This is a genomic window from Leifsonia sp. Leaf336, from assembly GCF_001423695.1.
In the GTDB taxonomy this organism is placed as follows: Bacteria; Actinomycetota; Actinomycetes; order Actinomycetales; family Microbacteriaceae; genus Leifsonia.
This window is the reverse complement of record NZ_LMOZ01000002.1, coordinates 144,293-164,347: the sequence shown is the minus strand read 5'-3', so window position 1 is coordinate 164,347 and position 20,055 is coordinate 144,293. Positions and strand designations below refer to the sequence as shown.

Annotated in this window: 16 protein-coding genes; 7 read left to right on the top strand and 9 right to left on the bottom strand. The window is 69.7% G+C overall.

Going from position 1 to position 20,055, the window contains the following annotated elements; genetic code table 11:
• Positions 1-3 precede the first annotated feature (3 nt).
• Both ASF88_RS09735 and ASF88_RS09730 read right to left on the bottom strand, forming a co-directional pair.
• Entirely contained in the window at positions 4-1,500 is a 1,497-nt protein-coding gene (locus tag ASF88_RS09735; RefSeq protein WP_055917371.1) for an MDR family MFS transporter, read from the bottom strand.
• 215 nt (positions 1,501-1,715) lie between these two features.
• Entirely contained in the window at positions 1,716-3,002 is a 1,287-nt protein-coding gene (locus ASF88_RS09730) for a S53 family peptidase (protein WP_055917368.1), read from the bottom strand.
• Positions 3,003-3,121: 119 nt separating this feature from the next.
• Between ASF88_RS09730 and ASF88_RS09725 the strand changes: the two genes are divergently transcribed.
• Together ASF88_RS09725 and ASF88_RS09720 are read left to right on the top strand one after the other, a co-directional pair.
• Positions 3,122-5,755, top strand: a complete 2,634-nt coding sequence (locus ASF88_RS09725) for an MGH1-like glycoside hydrolase domain-containing protein (RefSeq protein ID WP_055917365.1) — start codon at positions 3,122-3,124, stop codon at positions 5,753-5,755.
• A gap of 69 nt (positions 5,756-5,824) precedes the next feature.
• On the top strand, positions 5,825-6,280 hold the full coding sequence (locus ASF88_RS09720; RefSeq protein ID WP_235493390.1) for a DUF805 domain-containing protein: 456 nt from the start codon (positions 5,825-5,827) through the stop codon (positions 6,278-6,280).
• 7 nt (positions 6,281-6,287) lie between these two features.
• On the opposite strand, the gene ASF88_RS09715 is transcribed toward ASF88_RS09720, so the two are convergent.
• Positions 6,288-6,911: a TetR/AcrR family transcriptional regulator gene (locus ASF88_RS09715; protein WP_055917359.1), complete on the bottom strand. Its 624-nt coding sequence runs from the start codon at positions 6,909-6,911 to the stop codon at positions 6,288-6,290.
• 104 nt (positions 6,912-7,015) lie between these two features.
• On the opposite strand from ASF88_RS09715, the gene ASF88_RS09710 reads away from it, so the two are divergent.
• Positions 7,016-8,548, top strand: a complete 1,533-nt coding sequence (locus tag ASF88_RS09710) for an MFS transporter (protein ID WP_082518994.1) — start codon at positions 7,016-7,018, stop codon at positions 8,546-8,548.
• Positions 8,549-8,644: 96 nt separating this feature from the next.
• Here the strand turns inward: ASF88_RS09710 and ASF88_RS09705 are convergent, their stop codons facing one another.
• From ASF88_RS09705 to ASF88_RS09695, 3 genes are all read right to left on the bottom strand, one after another.
• Positions 8,645-8,869 (bottom strand): hypothetical protein, encoded by a 225-nt coding sequence (locus tag ASF88_RS09705; protein WP_055917352.1) that lies wholly within the window; start codon positions 8,867-8,869, stop codon positions 8,645-8,647.
• 210 nt (positions 8,870-9,079) lie between these two features.
• Complete coding sequence (locus tag ASF88_RS09700; protein WP_235493389.1) at positions 9,080-9,361, bottom strand: three-helix bundle dimerization domain-containing protein; 282 nt, start codon at positions 9,359-9,361, stop codon at positions 9,080-9,082.
• Between the two features lie 60 nt (positions 9,362-9,421).
• Positions 9,422-9,706 carry a hypothetical protein gene (locus tag ASF88_RS09695; protein ID WP_055917350.1) on the bottom strand — a complete coding sequence of 95 codons (285 nt, stop codon included), beginning with the start codon at positions 9,704-9,706 and terminating at the stop codon, positions 9,422-9,424.
• A gap of 186 nt (positions 9,707-9,892) precedes the next feature.
• On the opposite strand from ASF88_RS09695, the gene ASF88_RS09690 reads away from it, so the two are divergent.
• Positions 9,893-11,218 (top strand): AAA family ATPase, encoded by a 1,326-nt coding sequence (locus tag ASF88_RS09690; protein ID WP_055917347.1) that lies wholly within the window; start codon positions 9,893-9,895, stop codon positions 11,216-11,218.
• Between the two features lie 175 nt (positions 11,219-11,393).
• Here ASF88_RS09690 and ASF88_RS09685 read toward each other — a convergent pair whose 3' ends face one another.
• On the bottom strand, positions 11,394-12,581 hold the full coding sequence (locus ASF88_RS09685; protein WP_055917343.1) for a metallophosphoesterase family protein: 1,188 nt from the start codon (positions 12,579-12,581) through the stop codon (positions 11,394-11,396).
• Between the two features lie 115 nt (positions 12,582-12,696).
• Positions 12,697-13,722: a LacI family DNA-binding transcriptional regulator gene (locus ASF88_RS09680; RefSeq protein ID WP_055917339.1), complete on the bottom strand. Its 1,026-nt coding sequence runs from the start codon at positions 13,720-13,722 to the stop codon at positions 12,697-12,699.
• A 122-nt stretch (positions 13,723-13,844) separates the two neighbouring features.
• On the opposite strand from ASF88_RS09680, the gene ASF88_RS09675 reads away from it, so the two are divergent.
• Both ASF88_RS09675 and ASF88_RS09670 read left to right on the top strand, forming a co-directional pair.
• On the top strand, positions 13,845-15,284 hold the full coding sequence (locus ASF88_RS09675; RefSeq protein ID WP_055917336.1) for a purine-cytosine permease family protein: 1,440 nt from the start codon (positions 13,845-13,847) through the stop codon (positions 15,282-15,284).
• On the top strand, positions 15,281-16,909 hold the full coding sequence (locus ASF88_RS09670) for an amidohydrolase (RefSeq protein ID WP_235493388.1): 1,629 nt from the start codon (positions 15,281-15,283) through the stop codon (positions 16,907-16,909). Before ASF88_RS09675 ends, ASF88_RS09670 begins: the two co-directional genes overlap by 4 nt.
• Here ASF88_RS09670 and ASF88_RS09665 read toward each other — a convergent pair.
• Positions 16,893-17,978: an acyltransferase family protein gene (locus tag ASF88_RS09665; RefSeq protein ID WP_055917333.1), complete on the bottom strand. Its 1,086-nt coding sequence runs from the start codon at positions 17,976-17,978 to the stop codon at positions 16,893-16,895. The two genes, ASF88_RS09670 and ASF88_RS09665, sit on opposite strands and share 17 nt — an antisense overlap.
• 114 nt (positions 17,979-18,092) lie before the next feature.
• On the opposite strand from ASF88_RS09665, the gene ASF88_RS09660 reads away from it, so the two are divergent.
• The gene (locus ASF88_RS09660; RefSeq protein ID WP_235493387.1) at positions 18,093-20,054 is read left to right on the top strand and encodes a potassium transporter Kup; all 1,962 of its coding nucleotides are present in this window, start codon (positions 18,093-18,095) and stop codon (positions 20,052-20,054) included.
• Position 20,055: the final 1 nt, after the last annotated feature.

Genomic DNA, 20,055 nt, shown 5'->3' with positions numbered 1-20,055 from the left:
GATTCAGGCGGCGGGGACGGATTCGGTCGCGGCGCCGCGGAGCGGGCCGGGATCGTCGGAAAGACGCTTGTCGGGCAGCAGGATCGACGCGACCACTCCGACGAGGTAGGTCGCGGCTAGCGCCACGAAGATCGGGACGAAGACGCCCTGGTAGACCTGGGCGACCTGCTGCTGCACGGCGGGGCTCTGCGCGTGGACGATCGCGGGGGTGAGCGTCGCGGGGTCGAGCCCGGCCGGCAGCATCGCGACGACGGTCGCGCCGATGATCCCGCCGATCAGGGCGGTGGCCACCGTGGCGCCGACCTGGCGCACGAGGTTGACGCTCGCGGTGATCGCGCCGGTCTCGGTGCGGGGTACCGCGCTCTGCACGACCGCGACGATGAGGCTCATGAAGGCGCCCGTCCCGAGGCCGACGACCGCCATCGCGACCGTCGGCGCCCAGAGCGGCGCGCCGAGGGGCAGTAGGGCCATGGCGCCGAGTCCCGCGGCGCCGAGCGCCGTTCCGATCAGCGGGTAGGCGCGGTAATGGCCGGTGCGGCTCACCAGCCAGCCGGTGGCGAGGTTGCTGACCAGCATCCCGAACACCGTGGCGATCGGCACCAGACCGGAGACCGTGGCGCTCGTCCGGTACGCCATCTGGAAGTAGGTGGGCAGGTACGACGTGATCGAGAACAGCCCGATGCCGACGATCGCGGAGATCACGGTTCCGGTGGCGACCGTGCGGTCGCGGAAGTGGCCGAGCGGCACGAGCGGCTCGTCGACGCGCAGTTCGACGACGAAGAAGACGATGAACGCGATGACGGCGACGGCGAACGCGACCGCGGTGGCGACGGTCTGGGAGCTGTCGCCGATCCAGGTCACCGCGAGCACGAGGGCGACCAGCCCGATCGTGAGCGTAATGGCTCCGACGATGTCGAACCTCCCGGACCGCCCCGGCTCGATGTGCGGGACGGCGACGACCGCGAGCGCGAGCGCGACGAGCCCGACCGGCGCGTTGATCCAGAAGACCCAGGGCCAGCCCCAGTAGTCGGTGATGACGCCGCCGAGCACCGGCCCGATCAGGATCGCGACCGGGAAGGCGGCCCCGATGATCGCCATGAACTTCGGCCGCTGCCGCGGCGTCGTCGCCTCGGCGATGATCGTCTGCGACATCAGCTGGAGGCCGGCCGAGCTCATCCCCTGCACGACGCGCGCGACGATCAGCCAGACGATGCCGTTGGCGAAGCCGCACGCGATCGACGTGAGGATGAAGACCACGACGGAGGCCAGGAACACCGCGCGCGGGCCGATCCGGTCGCCCAGCTTGCCGAGCACCGGCAGGAGCGCCGTGCTGGCGAGCGTGTAGCCCACCACGATCCAGCTCATGTGCTCGAGCGCGCCGAGCTGGCCGGCGACCGTGGCGATGGCGGTGCTGACGACGGTGTTGTCGAGAGCGCCCAGGAAGGACACGACGAGGAGGGAGGTGACGAGGAGGCGGAACCTCAGTGGCGAGAGCGGCATACGCGAGACCCGAACGATCGGGTGATCGACGCGACTGTTTGTGCCCTCGCCGCAACGTCACGGTGAGGAACGGGCGCAAGGCCCCGACGTCAAAGGTTATTCTACGACGCTCTTAGGTTCTTTTTCAACCTAAGTACGCCGGAGATTCGTCACGAATGTCGGGATTCGTGGCACGAATCGCGACATTCGTGACGAATGTGCGCGTCGGCGCCCCGCTACTTCAGGGCGTTGATGATCCCGGCGACATCCGGCGTCCCCCACCCGGTCGGGCGGTCCCAGCCCGCGGTGGCCGAGAAGCCTCCACTGAACGTCGGGGTCGTGTTGTCGCCGACCGTCACGTCGTAGAGCAGGCCCTTCGAGGCCCAGCCCTGCGCGTACTGGCTGACGTTTCCGACGGTGTGCCCGACGGCCTGGATGGCGTCCGCCGTGATCCCGGCCCACTGCGGGGAGCCCGCGGAGGTACCGCCGACGAAGTAGAACCCGTTGTCGGCAGGATCCATGTAGCCCAGGTACGTCAGCACACCGGTGTAGACGCTCGCGTTGTAGGACACGTCGGAACCGCCCTTGGCGGTGAACAGGCTCGGTGCGCCTCCGGTCTCGCCGACGACGCCGAACGCGCACGTCAGCGGGCAGTTCGAGAAGTCACCCCACACGGTCTCGCGCGGCTGGCTCAGACCGCTGCCGGCCCAGAGGTTGGTGCCGCCGACCGCGGTGACCGTGGGCTCGGAGGCCGGGAACGCGAAGTTCGCGAAGCCGGCGCCGTTGTCGGAACCGGCATCGCCGGAGGAGGCGAAGAGCGACATCCCCTGCGCGACGCCCTTCTGGAACGACTTGCGCGCCTGGTTGGCCTGGCCGTTGTTCGCGTTGGCCGACGAGATCAGGTTGTCCGACTCGCCGAAGCTCATCGAGAGCACGTTGCCGAGCTTGTTGTCGACCGCGTACTTGATCGCGTTGTCGATGGTCGCGCCCCTGTCGTTCGCGGCGACCACCAGGGCGATCTTCGCGCCAGGCGCGACCGCGTGCGCCCACTGGACGTCGAGCGAGGTCTCGCCCGCCCAGTCCGCCTGCGTTCCCCGACCGTTCCAGGTCGGCTTGCCTCCCGGGTAGTAGACCGTCAGCTGAGGCGCCGGGAGGCCGAAGGCGGCCGAGAACGTCGCGAGGTCGGAGGCCACGGTCGGGCTGCCGAACGCGTCGACGATGACGACGGTCTGACCCGTCCCGGCCGGAACTCCGTTGATGGTGGCCGGGATGTCGTAGGCCGCCTGGATGCTCTGCGGCGTCTGACAGGCGACGCGTCCGGCCGTCTGGGCGAGACACTCGGCCGGTGTCAGAGCTGGCGTGATCGCCTTCGCCGACAACGAGGCCTTCTCGAGGATGGGATGCACCGTGTAGACCCCGCTGGTGGCGGGGCTGGTTGCGGATGCGGGCGCCGTGACGGCGACCGCGAGGGTGGCGGCGCCGGCCAAGGCGAGTGCGACTGAGACGAACGACCTGGATTTCATGGTGCTCCTTCTGCCACGCCGCCGCTTCGTCGCGGCAGCCTGGTGGGAAGAGTACGCCGGGGCGGACGCGCAGCGGAAGTCGGCTATGCGGAGGACCGAGCGGACACCAGAATGAACACATGCCGCAGGTCGCAGACGGAACCGGAGCCGAACACGAACGCATCGCGAGGGCGGAGGACGGCTCCGCGGCCTGGCGCGATTGGGGCCCGTACGTCGCCGAGCGAGCCTGGGGCACCGTCCGGGAGGACTACAGCGCCGAAGGCGACGCGTGGGAGTTCTTCCCGCACGACCACGCCAGGAGCCGCGCGTTCCGCTGGAACGAGGACGGCATGGCCGCCTTCTCCGACGTGAAGCAAACCTGGTGCCTCGGTCTGTCGCTGTGGAACGGGCGCGACCCGATTCTCAAGGAGCGGATGTTCGGCCTCACCGGCCCGCAGGGCAACCACGGGGAGGACGTCAAGGAGTACTGGTGGTACCTCGACGGCACTCCCACGCACAGCTGGAACACCTGGCGTTACCACTACCCGCAGGCGGAGTATCCGTACGCCGACCTCATCGCCGCGAACGCGGCGCGCAGCCGGCTCGAGCCCGAGTACGAGCTCGTCGACACGGGCGTCTTCGACGACGACCGGTACTGGGTGGTCACGGTCGACTACGCCAAGGACGGCCCGCACGACCTCCTGATGCGCATCACGATCGAGAACGCCGGGCCGGAGGCCGCCACCTTGCACGTGCTGCCGACGCTCTGGTTCCGCAACACCTGGTCGTGGGGCTACGACGTCGAGAAACCGTCGCTGCGGCTCGACGGCGAGCGCGTCGTCGGGGCCGGCCCGTCCGGAGCGCTGGCCCTGCGCGGGGAGGGCGCGCCGGAGGTGCTGTTCTGCGACAACGAGACGAACACCGCCCGGCTGTTCGGCGCAGCGGCGGACGAGTCGCCCGCGTACCCGAAGGACGGGATCAACGACCACGTCGTCGGCGGGGCCGCGACCGTGAATCCGGCGCAGACCGGCACCAAGGCCGCCCTCCACTACGAGGTCGAGCTCGGCCCGGGCGAGAGCCGCGTGATCCGGGTGCGGCTGAGCGAAACGGCCGGCGATCCGGCACCCCTCGATGCCCTCGGCCTCGGCGACGGCTTCGACGCGGTCGTCGAGCAGCGGGCGGCGGAGGCCGACGCGTTCTACGCGGCGCTCCCGAACGCGCCCTCCGACGCCGATGAGGCGCGCGTGCTGCGCCAGGCGTTCGCCGGACTCCTCTGGTCGAAGCAGTACTTCCACTTCAACGTGAACAAGTGGCTCGACGGCGACCCGGGCAGCCCTCCCCCTCCGCCCGGTCGCGGCGATGTGCGCAACGGGCAGTGGCGGCACTTCGACGCCGACGACGTCATCCTGATGCCCGACCCGTGGGAGTATCCGTGGTTCGCCGCGTGGGACCTCGCGTTCCACTGCGTCACGATGGCGCACATCGACCCCGCGTTCGCCAAGGCCCAGCTGATCCTGCTGCTGCGGGAGTGGTACATGCACCCCAACGGGCAGCTGCCCGCGTACGAGTGGAACTTGTCCGACGTCAACCCGCCGACGCACGCGTGGTCGGCGATCCAGGTCTTCCTCATCGACGGCGGCACCGACTACGGCTTCCTCGCCCGCATCCTCCACAAGCTGCTGATCAACTACACCTGGTGGACGAACAGCAAGGACAAGGACGAGGACAACCTCTTCGAGGGCGGCTTCATGGGCCTCGACAACATCGCACCGCTCAACCGGTCGACGCTGCCTCCGGAGGTCGGGACGCTCGAGCAGGCCGACTCGACCGGCTGGATGGCGAGCTACGCGCTCGACCTCCTCGAGATCGCCCTGCGGCTCGCGCGCCGCAACGACGTCTACGAGGACGTCGCCGTGAAGTTCGGCGAGCAGTTCCTGCGCATCGCCGGCTCCGCCAACAGCTCCGGGATGTGGGACGACCAGGACGCCTACTTCTACGACGTGCTGCACCTCGCCGACGGCCGGGAGGTGCCGCTCAAGGTGCGCTCGCTGGTCGGGCTGGTGCCCGTGGTCGCCTCCCTCGCCTACGACGAGCCGGGGGTGCGGACGCTCCCGGAGTTCCGGCGCGTGCTCAACCAGTACCTGGTGAAGCATCCGGAGCTCGGGTCGGCGTTCCACCGTCGCGCGTTCGGCGACGAGCAGGTGTACCTGCTCGCGCTGGTCTCTCCCGAGCGGCTGACGCGGATCCTGAAGCAGGTCTTCAACTCGGAGGGCCTGCTCAGCGACCACGGCATCCGCGGCGTCTCCGCCTACCACCGCGAGCACCCGTTCACCGTGGAGGTCGGCGGCGTCGAGGCGTCGGTCGACTACGAGCCGGCGGAGTCGACCTCCCCGCTGTTCGGCGGCAACTCGAACTGGCGCGGACCGGTGTGGTTCCCGCTCAACGCCCTCCTCATCGCCGCGCTGCAGCACTACGAGTCGCACGGCGAGACCGGCGTGCGCATCGAGGACCCGCTCGGGTCGGGCAACGCGCTGACGCCCGGGGAGGCCGCGGACGACCTCTCCCGCCGGCTGATCTCGCTGTTCCTCCCCGGCCCCGACGGCCGCCGGCCGGCCGACGCCCGGTACCCGCTGCTCTCGGCCGACCCGCGGTGGAAGGACAACATCTTCTTCTACGAGTATTTCGACGGCGACACCGGCCAGGGCCTCGGCGCCTCCCACCAGACCGGCTGGACCGCGATGGTGGCCCACCTGATCCTGACGCGAAGGCGGTGAGGCGCACCGCGGTTCGTCGCGCGTTCCGCTCCTTCCGCAGGGTGGAGGTGCGGCGTCATAATGCGGACCATGACCGATTCGCAACCGGCGTCCTCCGCTCCTCTGGGGCTGCCGCTGTACGGCGCCTCGTTCGGCGAGGCCCTCCGCCGCTTCTTCAGGAAATACGCCGACTTCACCGGACGGGCGAGCCGCAGCGAATACTGGTGGTGGGCTCTGTTCGCGGCGCTCATCGGCATCGTGTTCGGGATCCTGCTGGTCGCGGTCGGCTACATCGGCGGACCGACGACCGACAGCGGCGGTCACCTGTTCGGCCCGATCGGCTGGATCCTGCTGGTCGCCTACCTGATCTGGGTCGTCACGATCGTCGTACCGAGCCTGGCGCTGGTGTGGCGGAGGCTGCACGACGCCAACCTGGCCGGCCCGTTCTGGTTCCTCGGCTTCGTCCCGGTGGTCGGCCCGATCATCCTGCTGGTCTTCTACCTGCTGCCGTCGAACCCGCAGGGCGCGAGGTTCGACCGGCGCTGACGCCGGTTCAGCTCCCGGGCCGGATGCCCACGGCTGGCAGCAGCACGCCGTCGATGAGCGAGAGCAGATAGTCGCGGTCGACCGGCTGCTGGAGGATGAGCACCCGGTAGGCCGTCATCGAGGGCACGATCATCGCCAGCGTGTCGACATCGGTGTCGGCCGAGATCTCGCCGCGCTCGATCGCGCGGCGCATGAAGAGCCGGTTGAGGGAGGCGCGCGGCTCGACGATCGCCGCCGTCACCGCGTCCACCAGGTCGGGGTCGCGGGCGAGCATGGAGGTCAGACCGGCCATGATCTGCAGCTTGCGCTCGCCGTCTTCGATGGCGTGCGGCTTGATCATCGCGACCAGATCGCCGCGCAGGGTGCCGGTGTCGGGCAGGTGCTCGAAGTCGATGTCGTTCTTCTTCATGCACGCGACGGCCTCCACGACCATCTCGCCCTTGGAGGCCCAGCGCCGGTAGACGGTCGCCTTGCCGGCCTTGGCGCGTGCGGCGACCATGTCCATCGTCATCCGGTCGTAACCGGTCTCGGCGAGGACCTCGAGTGCGGCGTCGAGGATGTCGGCGTCGCGGGAGTGGTCGCGTTTGCGGCCGAGCTTCGGCGCGGAGCCGGTGGTGTCGAGCTGCGTCATTGCGGCTGTCTCCCTGGGTCTGTCGGTGTCATTGAAACCATTGTAAGGTTAATTCTAGAACTCAGTAGATCCGAAACTGCTTAGTTTCGTATATGCTGTCCCGCATGACCCAGACTTCTCCCGTTCCCTCGGTCGCGCCGGCGGCCCCCGGCGGCTCCGTACCGCACTCGCGGCGCTGGTGGACGCTCGTCACCGTCGCCCTGGCTCAGCTCATGGTCGTGCTCGACTCGACCGTCGTGAACATCGCCCTCCCCGCCGCCCAGCAGGACCTCGGCTTCTCCAACGCCGACCGGCAATGGATCGTCACCGCCTACTCGCTCGCGTTCGGCAGCCTCCTGCTGCTCGGCGGCCGCATCTCCGACCTCATCGGGCGCAAACGCGCCTTCATCATCGGCCTCATCGGTTTCGCCGGCGCCTCCGCGCTGGGCGGCGCCGCCGGCACGTTCGGGATGCTCGTCGGCGCCCGCGCGCTGCAGGGCGCGTTCGGCGCGCTGCTCGCCCCGACCGCTCTCGCCGTGCTGACCACGACCTTCACCGTCCCGAAGGAGCGCGCCCGCGCGTTCGGCATCTTCGGTGCGATCGCCGGTGCGGGCGGCGCGGTCGGCCTCCTGCTCGGCGGCGTGCTGACCCAGCAGTTCAACTGGCGCTGGAACCTCTACATCAACGTCTTCATCGCCATCGCCGCGATCATCCTCGCGACGGTCTTCGTCACCGCCGGCCACCGCTCCGGCCCGCGGCCGAAGCTCGACATCCCCGGCACGGTGCTGGTGTCCGGAGCGCTGTTCTCCCTCGTCTACGGGTTCTCGAACGCCGAGAGCGACGGCTGGGACTCGCCGCTCACCTGGGGCTTCCTCGCCGCCTCCGGAGTGCTGCTGATCGCCTTCGTGCTCTGGCAGCGCAGGGCGTCGCACCCGCTCCTCCCCCTGCCGATCGTGCTCGACCGCAACCGCGGAGCCTCCTACAGCTCGATCCTGATCGCAGGTTCGGGGATGTTCGGCATCTTCCTGTTCGTCACTTACTACCTCGAGACGACCCTGAAGTTCTCGCCCATCCAGACCGGCCTCGCCTTCCTGCCGATGATCGTCATGCTCGTCATCTCGGCGCAGTTCTCGACCAACCTGTTCCTGCCGAAGTTCGGGCCGAAGGTCATGGTGCCGATCGGCATGGTGGTCGCCGGCTCCGGGATGCTGCTGCTGACCCGCCTCGGAGTCACGGCGAACTACGGCACCGAGATCCTCCCGGCGCTCATGGTGATGGGCGTCGGCATGGGCTCGATCATGCCTCCGGCGATCCAGACGGCCACGCTCGGCGTCGACCGCCACTTCGCCGGCGTCGCTTCCGCGCTCGTGAACACCAGCCAGCAAGTGGGCGGCTCGATCGGCACGGCCCTCCTGAACACGCTCGCCGCGACGGCGCTGACCGGCTACGTGTCGAGCCACCTGCCGCCGACGCCGCAGGTGCTCCAGGAGGCCGCGGTGCACAGCTACTCGACCGCCTACTGGTTCAGCGCGGGGCTCTTCGCCTTCGGCGCGGTGCTCTCGGCCCTGTTGTACCGGCGCCGCAAGCCGGCGGCCGCGGTCGCTGCGTCCGACGCACCCGCCACTCCCGCCGACGCCGAGCCGGCAACGATCCACTGATCGAAGGGCACGTCAACGCCCCTATAACGCTGTTTTAGGGGCGTTTGCGTGCCCTTCGATCAAGCGGAGCGACAACACGGAATGCACGCAACGGCCTCAGCTTCGGAGGACGGCCGCCAGCATGATCACGATGAGCGCCACGAACACTAAAGCGACGATCACCGTGGAGCTGACCACCACCCAGTGGACGAAGGCACGCTTCGATTCCGCCCGCGGGTCCGAATCAGCGATGAAGAGCTTGGTAATCAAGGACTCGACGATTCCTGCGTAGCGTCTGTTCGCATGCGGAGGCGTGGAGACATCCCGCGAATCCTCGGACATGCGACGAGCATATGCCGTCGGTGGCTGCTCCCTTCCAGAGGCACTTCAACGCCCCGAAGTCGCGGCCCTGCTTACGCTGGCTGACCCGGACCAAGTTGGGGGCCGCGGGCCAGCGAGCGTGCAGGGCTGGGTCCGTGGACGACGATGCCGAAATGAGAAAGCTCTATCTATTTCACCGCCTCCGATCGCGGTGGGCACGGACCCGCTGAGCTACTCCCGCTCGGAGGCCGACTCGGCACTCTCGCGCAGCTCGGCCTTCACGTCGTGCTCGACCAGCACCGGCACGAAATCCTTCACGGGCGCGTCGTCGTACTCCTCGCTGTGCTCCTCCACCAGGCGGTCGATGTCTTCGCGGGGAACCTCCGGGAACCGGGCGCTCAACCGCTCGGCGGCGTGCTCGAGCGCGACGGTCTGGTCGCTCAGGCCGTCGCCGTGGGCGCGCGAGGCGGTGCCGTCGCCGGGTGTGCTGTTGTCGGGGGTCAGCTCGTCCATGCCGCCGATTGTGCACCTCCCTCGGCAGATCGCAATGGGCCGCGAACCGTAAGGCGCGATCTAGCGGCGAAGCAGTCTCGGCACGGCGGTCCCCGGAACCCGGTGACCCGCGAGCTTGTGGTCGCGCAGGTGCTCGGCCATCTCGTCCTCGGTCCACGTGGCGTAGTGGCCCTCGGACCGCGTCAGGCAGCAGTCGATGCAGACGATGGCTCCGGAGGCGTCTTCGCGCACGTCGACGTCGGAGTCGTCGCCTCTGGCGGCGTACACGCCGTCGGTATCGGGCTCGTTCAGGTAGGCCCACAGGCGACGGAAGGGGTGCGGGCCGGACGAGCGACGGGGGGACATCCGATCACCGGTCTCTGGTGAACGTGAGCGTACGCTCAGGCAACTCGTACGGGAACGTAGACCGCGGCGTCCGCCTCCGCCGCGTCCTGGCAAAGCCCTGGACATCACTGGACGCGCGCGGCGGAGGGGTCTACCGTCCACGGTCGGTCTGTGTGCGTCTCGTTGCGCGGACCCGGAAGGAGTCCCGTGGCCCTCAACCTGCCAGTATCCCCGCACCTCAGCGCCCGCTTCAACGCGGACGCGACCGGGGAGCTCACGATCGACGGCGCGCCCGAATGGTTCGCCGAGGAGAGCACGCAACGACTGCGGGAGGTCGTCCTGAGCCGGGTCGGCGAGATCGCCGCGTCGGCCGGGCACCCGGTGCAGCTCATGGTGTCCGACGAGGAAGGCGACTGGCTGCTCGCCGTGCACCCCGACGGAACGATCGGCGACGAGGAGGAGCTTCCTCCCGAGGTGGACGCGGCTCCGACCGCTGCGGCGGGTTCCCCGTCGGCGGGAGGGCCGGCGTTGGGTGCGTCACCGTCTGCTGCGGGGTTCGCCCCCGACGAGTCCCCTGCACCCGCGCCGGTCGCCCTCCTCCCCCGTTCGGCGCCGGAGCGCGAGTCGTTCCTCTATGTGGAGAAGCCGCGCCCCGACCGCGCGCGCCGCGGAGTGCGCGGTGCGCTGGCGCGCGCCGGCATCCCTCTGGAACCGTCGGCCGCCGAGCTGCGCGAGCGCGCAGAGCTCGACGCAGTCAGCCGGCACTGGGCCGGCCCGCGCACCATCGCGATCGTCAACGGCAAGGGCGGCGCCAACAAGACGCCGACGACGGCGCTGCTGTCGGCGGTGTTCGCGCGCAGCGGCGGTTCCGGCGTGCTCGCGTGGGACAACAACGAGACCCGCGGCACCCTCGGCTGGCGCACAGAGCAGGACGATCACGACGCCACTGTCCAGTCGCTGCTCCCCGCGACCGACTCCCTGCTGGCGGCGGAGGCTCGCACGGCCGACATCGGGCACTTCGTGCACCACCAGAACGCCGACAAGTACGACGTGCTGCGCTCGAACCCGACGATGCTCGCGACCGAGCAGCGGATCTCCTCCGCCGACTTCGACCTCCTCCACACGGTGGCCACCAAGTTCTACCGGCTCGTCTTCATCGACAGCGGCAACGACGAGTCGGCCGAACGCTGGCTGCGGATGATCGACCACACCGACCAGCTCGTGATCGCGACCACCGCGCTCGGCGAGCACGCGGAGGCCGGCGCCCTGCTGCTGGAAGCGCTGCTGCAGCGCGACGCGAACTCGGCGCGGCTCGCCCGCGACGCCGTCGTCATCGTGTCGCAGTCCGAGCGCACCGGGCCGGCCTCCGACGTGCGCCGGGTCGCGGCGGGCTTCGAGCCCCTCGCGCGCCGGGCGGTCACCATCCCGTTCGATCCCGAGATGCACGGCGGCCGGCTGTCGTTCGACACCCTCTCGCCGCGCACCCGACGCGCCTGGCTGCACGCCGCCGCCGCGGTCGCCGAGGGCCTCTGACCTCCGAGCCCGCCGAAGCACCCCGCGCCTTTTCCGCAAATGTCGCGACCCACATTCGTGACGAATGTCGAGATTCGTGCCACGAATCGGTGGATTCGTGACGAATCCATCACCACATTCGGCGCGGATCGCCGGACGAGACCAGGTTCGAGCTGGCGCAGCACGCCAGCTCAGTTCAGCCCTTGCACGTCCCCGATCCGGAGTCGGTGTAGCTCAGCGCCGACGCCGGCTGGCCGGCGCCCGCGAGGGCGGGGGCGTAGGAGTACGAGTAGCCGTGCTGCCCGAGCGTGAACTTCATCGTGCCGTAGCCCTGGTCGTAGCCGGTCAGCACGTTGCTGTTCGCGTAGCTGCCGTCGGCGTTCTTCGCGAGCGTGTCGAGGGCCTCGCCTCCGGTGCCGATGATGAACTCCGGGATGCCGTGCTTCGGGTCGTACTGCCCGGCCGGGTTCATCGGCTTGAGGTGGGCGTAGGCGTGCTCGTGGCCGTTCAGGACGAGGGTCGCGTGGTTGTCGTAGAGCAGCTTCCACCAGGCGTCAGCCACCTGGCCCTCCTGCCCTCCGGCGCCCGGCGCCGACGCCGCGACCGTCGCCGTGGAGGCCGTGGTCGCGCTGAACGTGGGCTGGTGCCAGTAGGCGATGGTGCACTGCTGCTGGTTGCTCTTCAGGTCGGCGGCCAGCCACTGCGTCTCCTGCGCCAGGAGGCCTCCGTCGGTGGTCGAGCAGTCGTTCGCGAACGCAGCCGAGTTGCACTCGACGTTCAGCGAGATGATGTGCCAGTTGCCGAGGTCGTACGAGTACCAGCCCTGGTTCGAGGTGGTGTCGTCACCGGCCTGACCGGAGATGTTGGGCGTTCCGGACTGGTCGTGGCCGTTGAAGTAGGCGAAGTAGCCATCTCCGTTCTGGCCGGCCTCGTTGTCGCCTTTCTTCGTGTACGCGTAGTACTCGTGGTTGCCGGGCGCCGGCTTCTCCAGGAACTTGAGGCCTCCCCAGGCCTGCTCGAAGGAGCCCTCGAAGTCGCTCAGCTTGCCGACCTCGTACTGCTCGTCGCCGAGAAGGGCGACGGCGTCCGGCTTCATCGCGTCTGCCTGCTTCGCGGTCGCGAACTCGGCATCGTAGCCGCCGAGGCTCGGGCTGCCGCACTTGAGCGCGGCGGGAGTCGCGGCGTTGTCAGGGTCGTCCGGCTCGCAGGCGATGTCTCCGACGGCGGCGAGCGTGTAGGTCTTGTCGTCGTGGGCCTTGACGGCGTGGTCGTACGGCCAGCCGTTGTCGATGGCCGGCGCGGCGACCGCGGCGGCTGTGCCGAACAGCGTGACCGCGACGACGCTTGCGGCGACGAAAGTGAACGTGCGGGCTCGAGAGCGCATCGCGTGATCCTCCTGAACGGTGAGTGAGAGTTCCCCAGGAGCGAGCCTCAGTACCCGGGGCGACAGCCGCGTGAACCAGCGGGAACGGGCCGGTGAACGCTCCCTGCGGACTCTCTCAGACAGCTCGGCGCGCGGTGGAGCGGCGCTCGATGATGCGGCCGTGCTGGGGGTCGGGCACCGTGAGATCCAGTCCCGGCTCGAGCTGCCGCAGCAGACCCGCGGCCGCCTGCCTGCCGAGCGCCTCCGGCTGAAGATCCACCGCGGTGATGGACGGTTCCGTGGCTCGGAGGCGGTCGGCATCCGACCCGCAGACGACGCGGATGTCGTCGGGCACCCGGAGGCCGCGCTCCAGGAGCCGGTCGACCAGACCGCGCGCGTGGTCGCTCGTCTGGCAGTACACGCCGTCCGGGCGGTCGGGCAGCGCGAGGAGGTCGTCCGCGGCCTGCATCCCCGCCTCGCCTCCCCCGAGCTCGAGTGCGTGGACGACGAGTTCCGGGGCTCCGGACTCGCGCATCCGCTCCCGGTAGCGCTGCTCGGTCGCGGCGTTCCACTCGATCGGGTCGCAGCCGGTGACCAGCGCCACTCGTGTCGCCCCGGCCTCCGTGAGGTGGTCGAGCACGCGGTCGGTGATCTCCGGAGTCGCGATGTCCACGACCCAGGGGTCGTCCGGGTCGTTCACGTCCGCTCCGACCAGCGTGTAGGGGGTGCGGCTCGAGCGCAGATACGCGACCAGGGGGTCGTCGGCGACCGGGTCGGTGACCACGATCCCGTCGCACGCGTAGGCGGTCACCGGGCCTCCCGGCACGGTCGGGTCCGCCACGAGCATGAGCGCGTAGCCGTGCTCGAGGCAGGTGAGAGCGGCGGCGCCCGCGAATCGCGGGAAGTAGTCGACGTCGCTGACATGCTCCGGGTGCTCGCCGACGGCCGGCCGCAGCACGAGGCCGACGACCCCGAGCCGGCTGCGCCGCAGGCCGCTCGCCACGACATCGGGGTGATAGCCGAGCTCGGCCGCGGCGGCCCGCACGCGCGCTTGGGTAGCCGGATTCACCACTCCGTTCCCCGAGAACGTGTGGGACACCGTCGTCACCGACACGCCCGCGCGTCGGGCCACGTCGCGGATGGTCGAGCGCTGACGGGCCATGCCCGCATCCTAATTGTCGGAATCGGCTTGCCCAAATCGTTTTGGGTACGTAGCGTGCCCTGCGACGCGAACGACGACGTTCCGCGCACCCGAGCGCTTCTGCAGAATGACCTGGAGGACCCGTGTCAGACAGACCACCCATCGAGACCGTGGAGGCGTCGACGCTGACGACCGACATCGACAGCCCCACGCGTGTCGAGACGCATGGCATCGACTACATCCCGGACACCGAGCGCCACGGCCGCGCCCGCGATCTGTTCGCCGTCTGGGCGGCGCCGAACGTCAACTTCCTCGCCGTCGTGGTCGGGGCGACCCTCATGGTGATGGGTCTCACCCTGTGGCAGGCCCTCGCCGTCATCGTGATCGGGAACGTGTTCTCGATCATCACCGGCATCGTCGCCGGCTCCGGCCCTGCGGCCGGCACCCCGAGCGAGGTCATCACGCGTGCCATGTACGGCATCACCGGCAACCGCTTCAACGTCGCGATCGCCGGCTGGCTGATCAGCGTCTGCTACCTCGCCATCAACTGGGCCGCCGCGACCACTGTCGCCGTTGGTCTGCTCGGACGCCTCGGCGTCCCCTCGAACGGCTGGACCATCGCCATCAGCGCCGTCGTCATCGCCGCGGCCACCATGGTCATCAGCGTGTACGGTCACGGCCTGATCATGCGCCTCTACCAGCCGCTCGCTGTCGTGCTGGCGCTGATCTTCGCAGGCATGGCGGTCTTCGTCGTCAGCGGCGCGCACTGGAGCTTCGCCCCCGCGAAGCCGCTCTCCGGCGTCGAGCTCGCCGCCATGATGGCCGCCGGCATCGCGCTCGTCGCGTCCGCGCCGCTCTCGTATACGAACAGCGCCGACTTCTCGCGCTATCTGCCGTCGGGCACACGCGTCCGCGACGTGGCGCTGTGGACGACGCTCGGGCTCGTCATCCCCGGCATCCTGGCCACGTTCGTCGGCAGCCTCGCCGCGAGCGCCGTGGACATGACGTCTCCGGAGGCCGGCCTCGAGAAGTTCCTGCCCGCCTGGTTCGCACCGATCTTCCTCATCTCGGTGATCGTCGGCACCATCGCCAACAACGCCATGACCGCGTACAGCTCGGGGCTCGCGCTGCAGGCCGTCGGCATCAAGCTCCCGCGCTCGCGCACGGTGCTGCTCGACGGGACGGTCGGGGTCGCCATGACCCTGTTCGCCCTCCTGATCTGGAACTTCCTCGACAGCGTCTCCAGCGCCCTGCAGCTGGGAGTCACGATCCTCGCGCCGATCATGGGCGTCTACCTCGCCGACATGCTGTGGCGCCGCAACCGCTACGACGGCCCCGCGCTCACCGACGACTCCCGCGGCAGTCGTTTCTGGTTCACCGGCGGCTTCCACGTCGCGGGCGTCGTGGCGGTGCTGGTCGGCATCGCGGCCTCGCTGATGTGCAGCGCCACCCTGGTCTTCATCGGCCCGGTCGCCGCCGCCATGAACGGCATCGACCTCTCCGTGCCGGTCGGCCTCGTCATCCCGTTCGTCCTCTACCTCGTGATCGTGCGGTCTTCGCGTCGATCGAAGGAGTCTCTGTGAGCACCCTGACCCACTACCGCGGCGGAGCGGTCTTCACCTCGGACACCCGCCCGTGGGCCGAGTCCATCGTCGTCGAAGACGGCCGTATCGCCTATGTCGGCGACACCGTCACCGCGGAGGCCCTCCCGATCGACGAGACCGTCGAACTCGACGGTGCGGTCGTCCTCCCCGGCATTGTCGACGCCCACACCCACCTGGTCAGCCTCGGCGAGTCGCTGACGCAGGTCGATCTGCAGAGCGCCGCGAACGTGGAGGAGATCCAGGCACGGCTGGCGGAGGCAGCCGCATCCACCCCCGGCGGCGGCCGGCTGATCGGCCGCAGCTGGCTGTTCTCGGCTCTCGACGGACGGGCGCCGCACCGCGACATGATCGACGCGGTCGTCTCCGATCGCCCCGTCTACCTCCACGCCAACGACGTGCACTCGGCCTGGGTGAACAGCGCGGCGCTCGTCGAGCTCGGCATCGACGACGAGACGCCCGACCCGCTGGGCGGAAGGATCGAGCGGGACGCCACAGGAACGGCGACCGGCTGGCTCGTCGAGAACGCGGCGCTCGGGCTCATGCTCGAGCGGCTCGACGCCCTCGTCTCGGACGCCGAGCGCGAGGGCGCCCTGCGGGCCGCCTTCGACACCTATCTGGAGGCCGGCGTCACCGCGGCGGTCGACATGGCCCTGCGCGAGTCGGAGCTGCGCGCGCTCATCGCCGTGCAGGCCGACGGCGACGGCCGCCTGCCGATGCGGGTCGCCGCCCACTGGGTCGTCAACCGCACCGGCACGACCGAGGGCGACCTCGCCGGAGTCGACCGCGCCATCGAGCTGGCTGCCCAGCACCCCGGCCCCTGGCTCCGCGTCACCGGCATCAAGCTCTTCGTCGACGGCGTGATCGACAGCTGCACCGCCGCGATGCGCTCCCCGTTCGCGGACGGCTCCCAGCCGGATGCGCTGTGGGACCTCCCCTCGCTCTCGGCCGTGGTGACGGCCGCGGACGCCGCGGGCCTCCAGGTCGCGATGCACGCGATCGGCGATGCGGCATCCGCTCTCGCCCTCGACGCTCTCGAGGCGGCTGTGGCGGCCAACGGGCCGCGCGCTGATCGCCGGCACCGCATCGAGCACCTCGAGACCGTGGATGCCGCCACCCCCGCGCGCCTCGCCCGGCTCGGCGTGATCGCCTCGGTGCAGCCGGTGCACAGCGACCCGGCGATCCAGCAGAACTGGCGTGCGATGCTCGGCGACGATCGGGTCGAGCGCGGGTATCCGTGGGGCGAGCTCGCTGACGCCGGCGCCACCATCGCGCTCGGCACGGACGCCCCGACCGCGCCCTACGGCCCGTTCGCGAACCTCTACATCGCCGCGACCCGCCGGTCGACGTCCGATCCGCGCCTGCCGGCGAACGTCCCCGCCAACGCGATGGCGGTCGCGGACGCCGTGCGCAGGGCGACGCGCGACGCCGCATACGCGTCCCGCTGGGACGGGGAACTCGGGGTGCTACGGACGGGCGCGGCCGCGGACTTCGTCGTCATCGACGCCGATCCGTTCCGCGACGGCCCGGAGGCCCTGCTCGGCGCCGCGGCCCGCCTCACCGTCATGGGCGGCGAGGTCGTGCAGGCGGTCACGGAGCGTCGGTGACCCCGCCTGCGCGTCGAGGCAGCCGGCCGATCGGCACTGCGAGGAGGACGTGGAAGAGGCGGCGCCAGAACGGCCCGGCGGCCTTCTCGACCCCGAAGTGGACGCAGGCCGCGACCGCGAGGACGATCGCGAACGCCAGTGCGTACCGACCCCAACCGCCGGGGATGTCGATGTTGTTCAGGAGCGCGTAGCCGAAGACGGCGTGGCAGAGGTAGATCGGGTAGGTGAGGGCGCCGGCGGTCCTGCTTCCCGGGAGGCGCAGGCGGGCGGCACGCGGCCGGGTGAGGAAGAAGACGAGAGCAAACAGAGCCACGACCACGGCACTGACGACGAGTGGATCCGTCGACAGCGGGTCCTCGCCGGACTCCGTGTGGTGAATCGTCGCGAGGACGGAGGAGAGCACGCTCGCCGCGAGCCCGATGGTGTTCAGCGGTCTCCATCCGGTGCGGCCGATCGCCGCGATGATCGCGCCGCCGGCGAACAGCGAGAAGAGGCCGCCGAGCAACGGTATCGCCGCCAGGCCGGGCGACAGGAGGTTCGTGATGAGCATCACGATCGCCCAGACCGCGAAGAACGGCTCCAGCCATCGTCGACGTCCTACCAGCAGGAAGAGAAGGACCACGGCGTAGAACTCGAGCTCGAGCGTCAGCGTCCAGTACACGCCGTCGAGCTGCGCCTGGCCGAAGGCCGCCGGCACCATCGTGAGATTGGCGAGAACCCGGGGCACCACCTCCGGGAGGTGCGCCTGCCCCGTGACGACGAGGGTCGCCGTCGTGAGCAGCACCCCGGCCCAGAACGCCGGATACAGCCGGGTCGCCCGGCCGGCCGCGAACGATGCCGCATCGCGGCTGTTCGCCGACCAGAAGATGACGAATCCACTGATCAGGAAGAACAGCTCGACACCGAGGAAGCCGTACGCGGCGACGGCGCTCAGCGCCGGCGCGCCCGGCGACGGAATCTCTCCGTGCTCAGGCCCCCAGAACAGCCAGTGATAGGCCACGACGCTCAGAGCGGCCACCAGCCGCAGATAGTCGAGGGCGGCAAGTCGCGGCGACGACGCGGCCCTCATGCTGGCTCTGAGACGGGGCCATTAAGCATAAATGTAATACTAACATTGTGCACTGAACACTTTCTGGAGGGTCGTGCAATGGCACCGCGCCACAACCGGGGTAGCGTGGCCCGCGTGCACCAGAAACACCCTGCCGTCACGCACGATGACGTGGACGACGAGACCCCCGCTCCGACCCATCCGGAGCGGCGCAAGAGGGTCATGTACGCCGCCGCCCTCGCGGCCCTCGGCGTGGTCTTCGGCGACATCGGCACCAGCCCGCTCTACGCACTGAAGACGGTATTCCTGCTCGACGGCGGTGCCGTCCGGGCGAACCAGGACGACGTGTTCGGGGTGATCTCCCTGATCTTCTGGAGCGTCACGATCATCGTCTCGATCAAGTACATCGGGATCCTGATGCGCGCGGACAACGACGGCGAGGGCGGTGTGATGGCCCTGGCCGCGCTCGCCCAGCGGCTCTACGCCTCCAAAGCGGGCAAAGCCGGGACCCTGCTCGTCATCGGGATCGTCGGCGTCGCACTCTTCTACGGCGACTCGATCATCACCCCCGCGATCAGTGTCCTCTCCGCGGTCGAGGGCCTCCACGTCACCGTGCCGGCGATCTCGCACCTCGTCATCCCGATCGCTGCGGTCATCCTCGTCGCCCTCTTCGCGGTGCAACGGTTCGGCACCGGGAGGGTCGGCGCCCTGTTCGGCCCGGTCATGGTGCTGTGGTTCGTCGTCATCGCCGCGGCCGGGCTGGCGATGATCGTTCAGTTCCCGTCGGTGCTGCTCGGCCTGTCGCCGACGTACGCCTTCGCCTTCATCGTCGACCGCCCCGTGCTCTCCTTCGTCGCGCTGGGCGCGGTCGTCCTGGTCATCACCGGCGCGGAGGCGCTCTACGCCGACATGGGCCACTTCGGCCGCTCGCCGATCAGCCGCGCCTGGTTCATCCTGGTGTTCCCCGCGCTCGTGCTCAACTACCTCGGTCAGGCCGCGCTCGTGCTGCACGACCCGGCCGCGCGGGCGAACCCGTTCTTCCTGCTCATCCCGGAGTGGGGACGCCTCCCCGTCGTCATCCTCGCGACCGCGGCGACCGTGATCGCGAGCCAGGCCGTCATCTCTGGCGCGTACTCGCTGTCGCGGCAGGCCGTGCAGCTCGGCCTCCTGCCCCCGCTGAAGGTCCAGCAGACCTCGCTGAAGGAGGGCGGCCAGATCTACATGCCGGCCGTCAACATCCTGCTGTTCATCGGCGTGATGGCGGTGACGCTCTCGTTCGGCTCCTCCGACCGGTTGTCGACGGCGTACGGCATCTCGGTCACCGGCGCACTCGTCGTCGACACGTTGCTGCTGCTGCTCGTCGCGCGCCCGCTCTGGCACTGGGCGCCGTGGAAGATCGTGCTGGCCGCCGTCGCTTTCGGCGGCCTCGAACTGTCGTTCCTGGCGGGCAACCTCTCCAAGATCATCAACGGAGGCTGGGTGCCGCTGCTGATCGCCGCCTTCGTCATCCTGGTCATGACGACGTGGCGTCGCGGGCGGCAACTGGTGCAGGCCGACCGCAAGCGCAAAGAGGGGTCGATGGCCGCCTTCGTGGAGGACCTGCGCCAGATGCACCTGCCACGGGTGCCCGGCATCGCGATCTTCCCGCACCCGAGCAAGGAGACGGTGCCGCTGGCCCTGCGGGCCAACGTCAAGCACAATCATGTGCTGCACCAGCACGTGATCATCGTCTCGGTGAGCTTCGCGCAGGTTCCGCACGTGCCGCCCGAGGAGGCTTTCGAGTGCGACACGCTCGGCTACGCCGACGACGGGATCGAGTTCCTGAGCGTCCGGTTCGGCTTCTCGGACGACCCGGACATCCCTCGCGCGCTCCGCATGGCAGTGCGGGTCGGAGCGCTGCCGCTCGATTCGGCCAACTTCAAGAGGGCGTCGTACTTCATCTCCCGCGGCGCGATCCGGGTCACCCGCCAGCACGGCATGGTGCCGTGGCGCCGCGGGCTGTTCGTGGCGCTGGCGCACAACGCGGCCGACCCGGCGGCCCGCTTCGGACTCCCCCCGCTTCGCACGGTGACCATGGGCAGCGACGTCGAGATCTAGT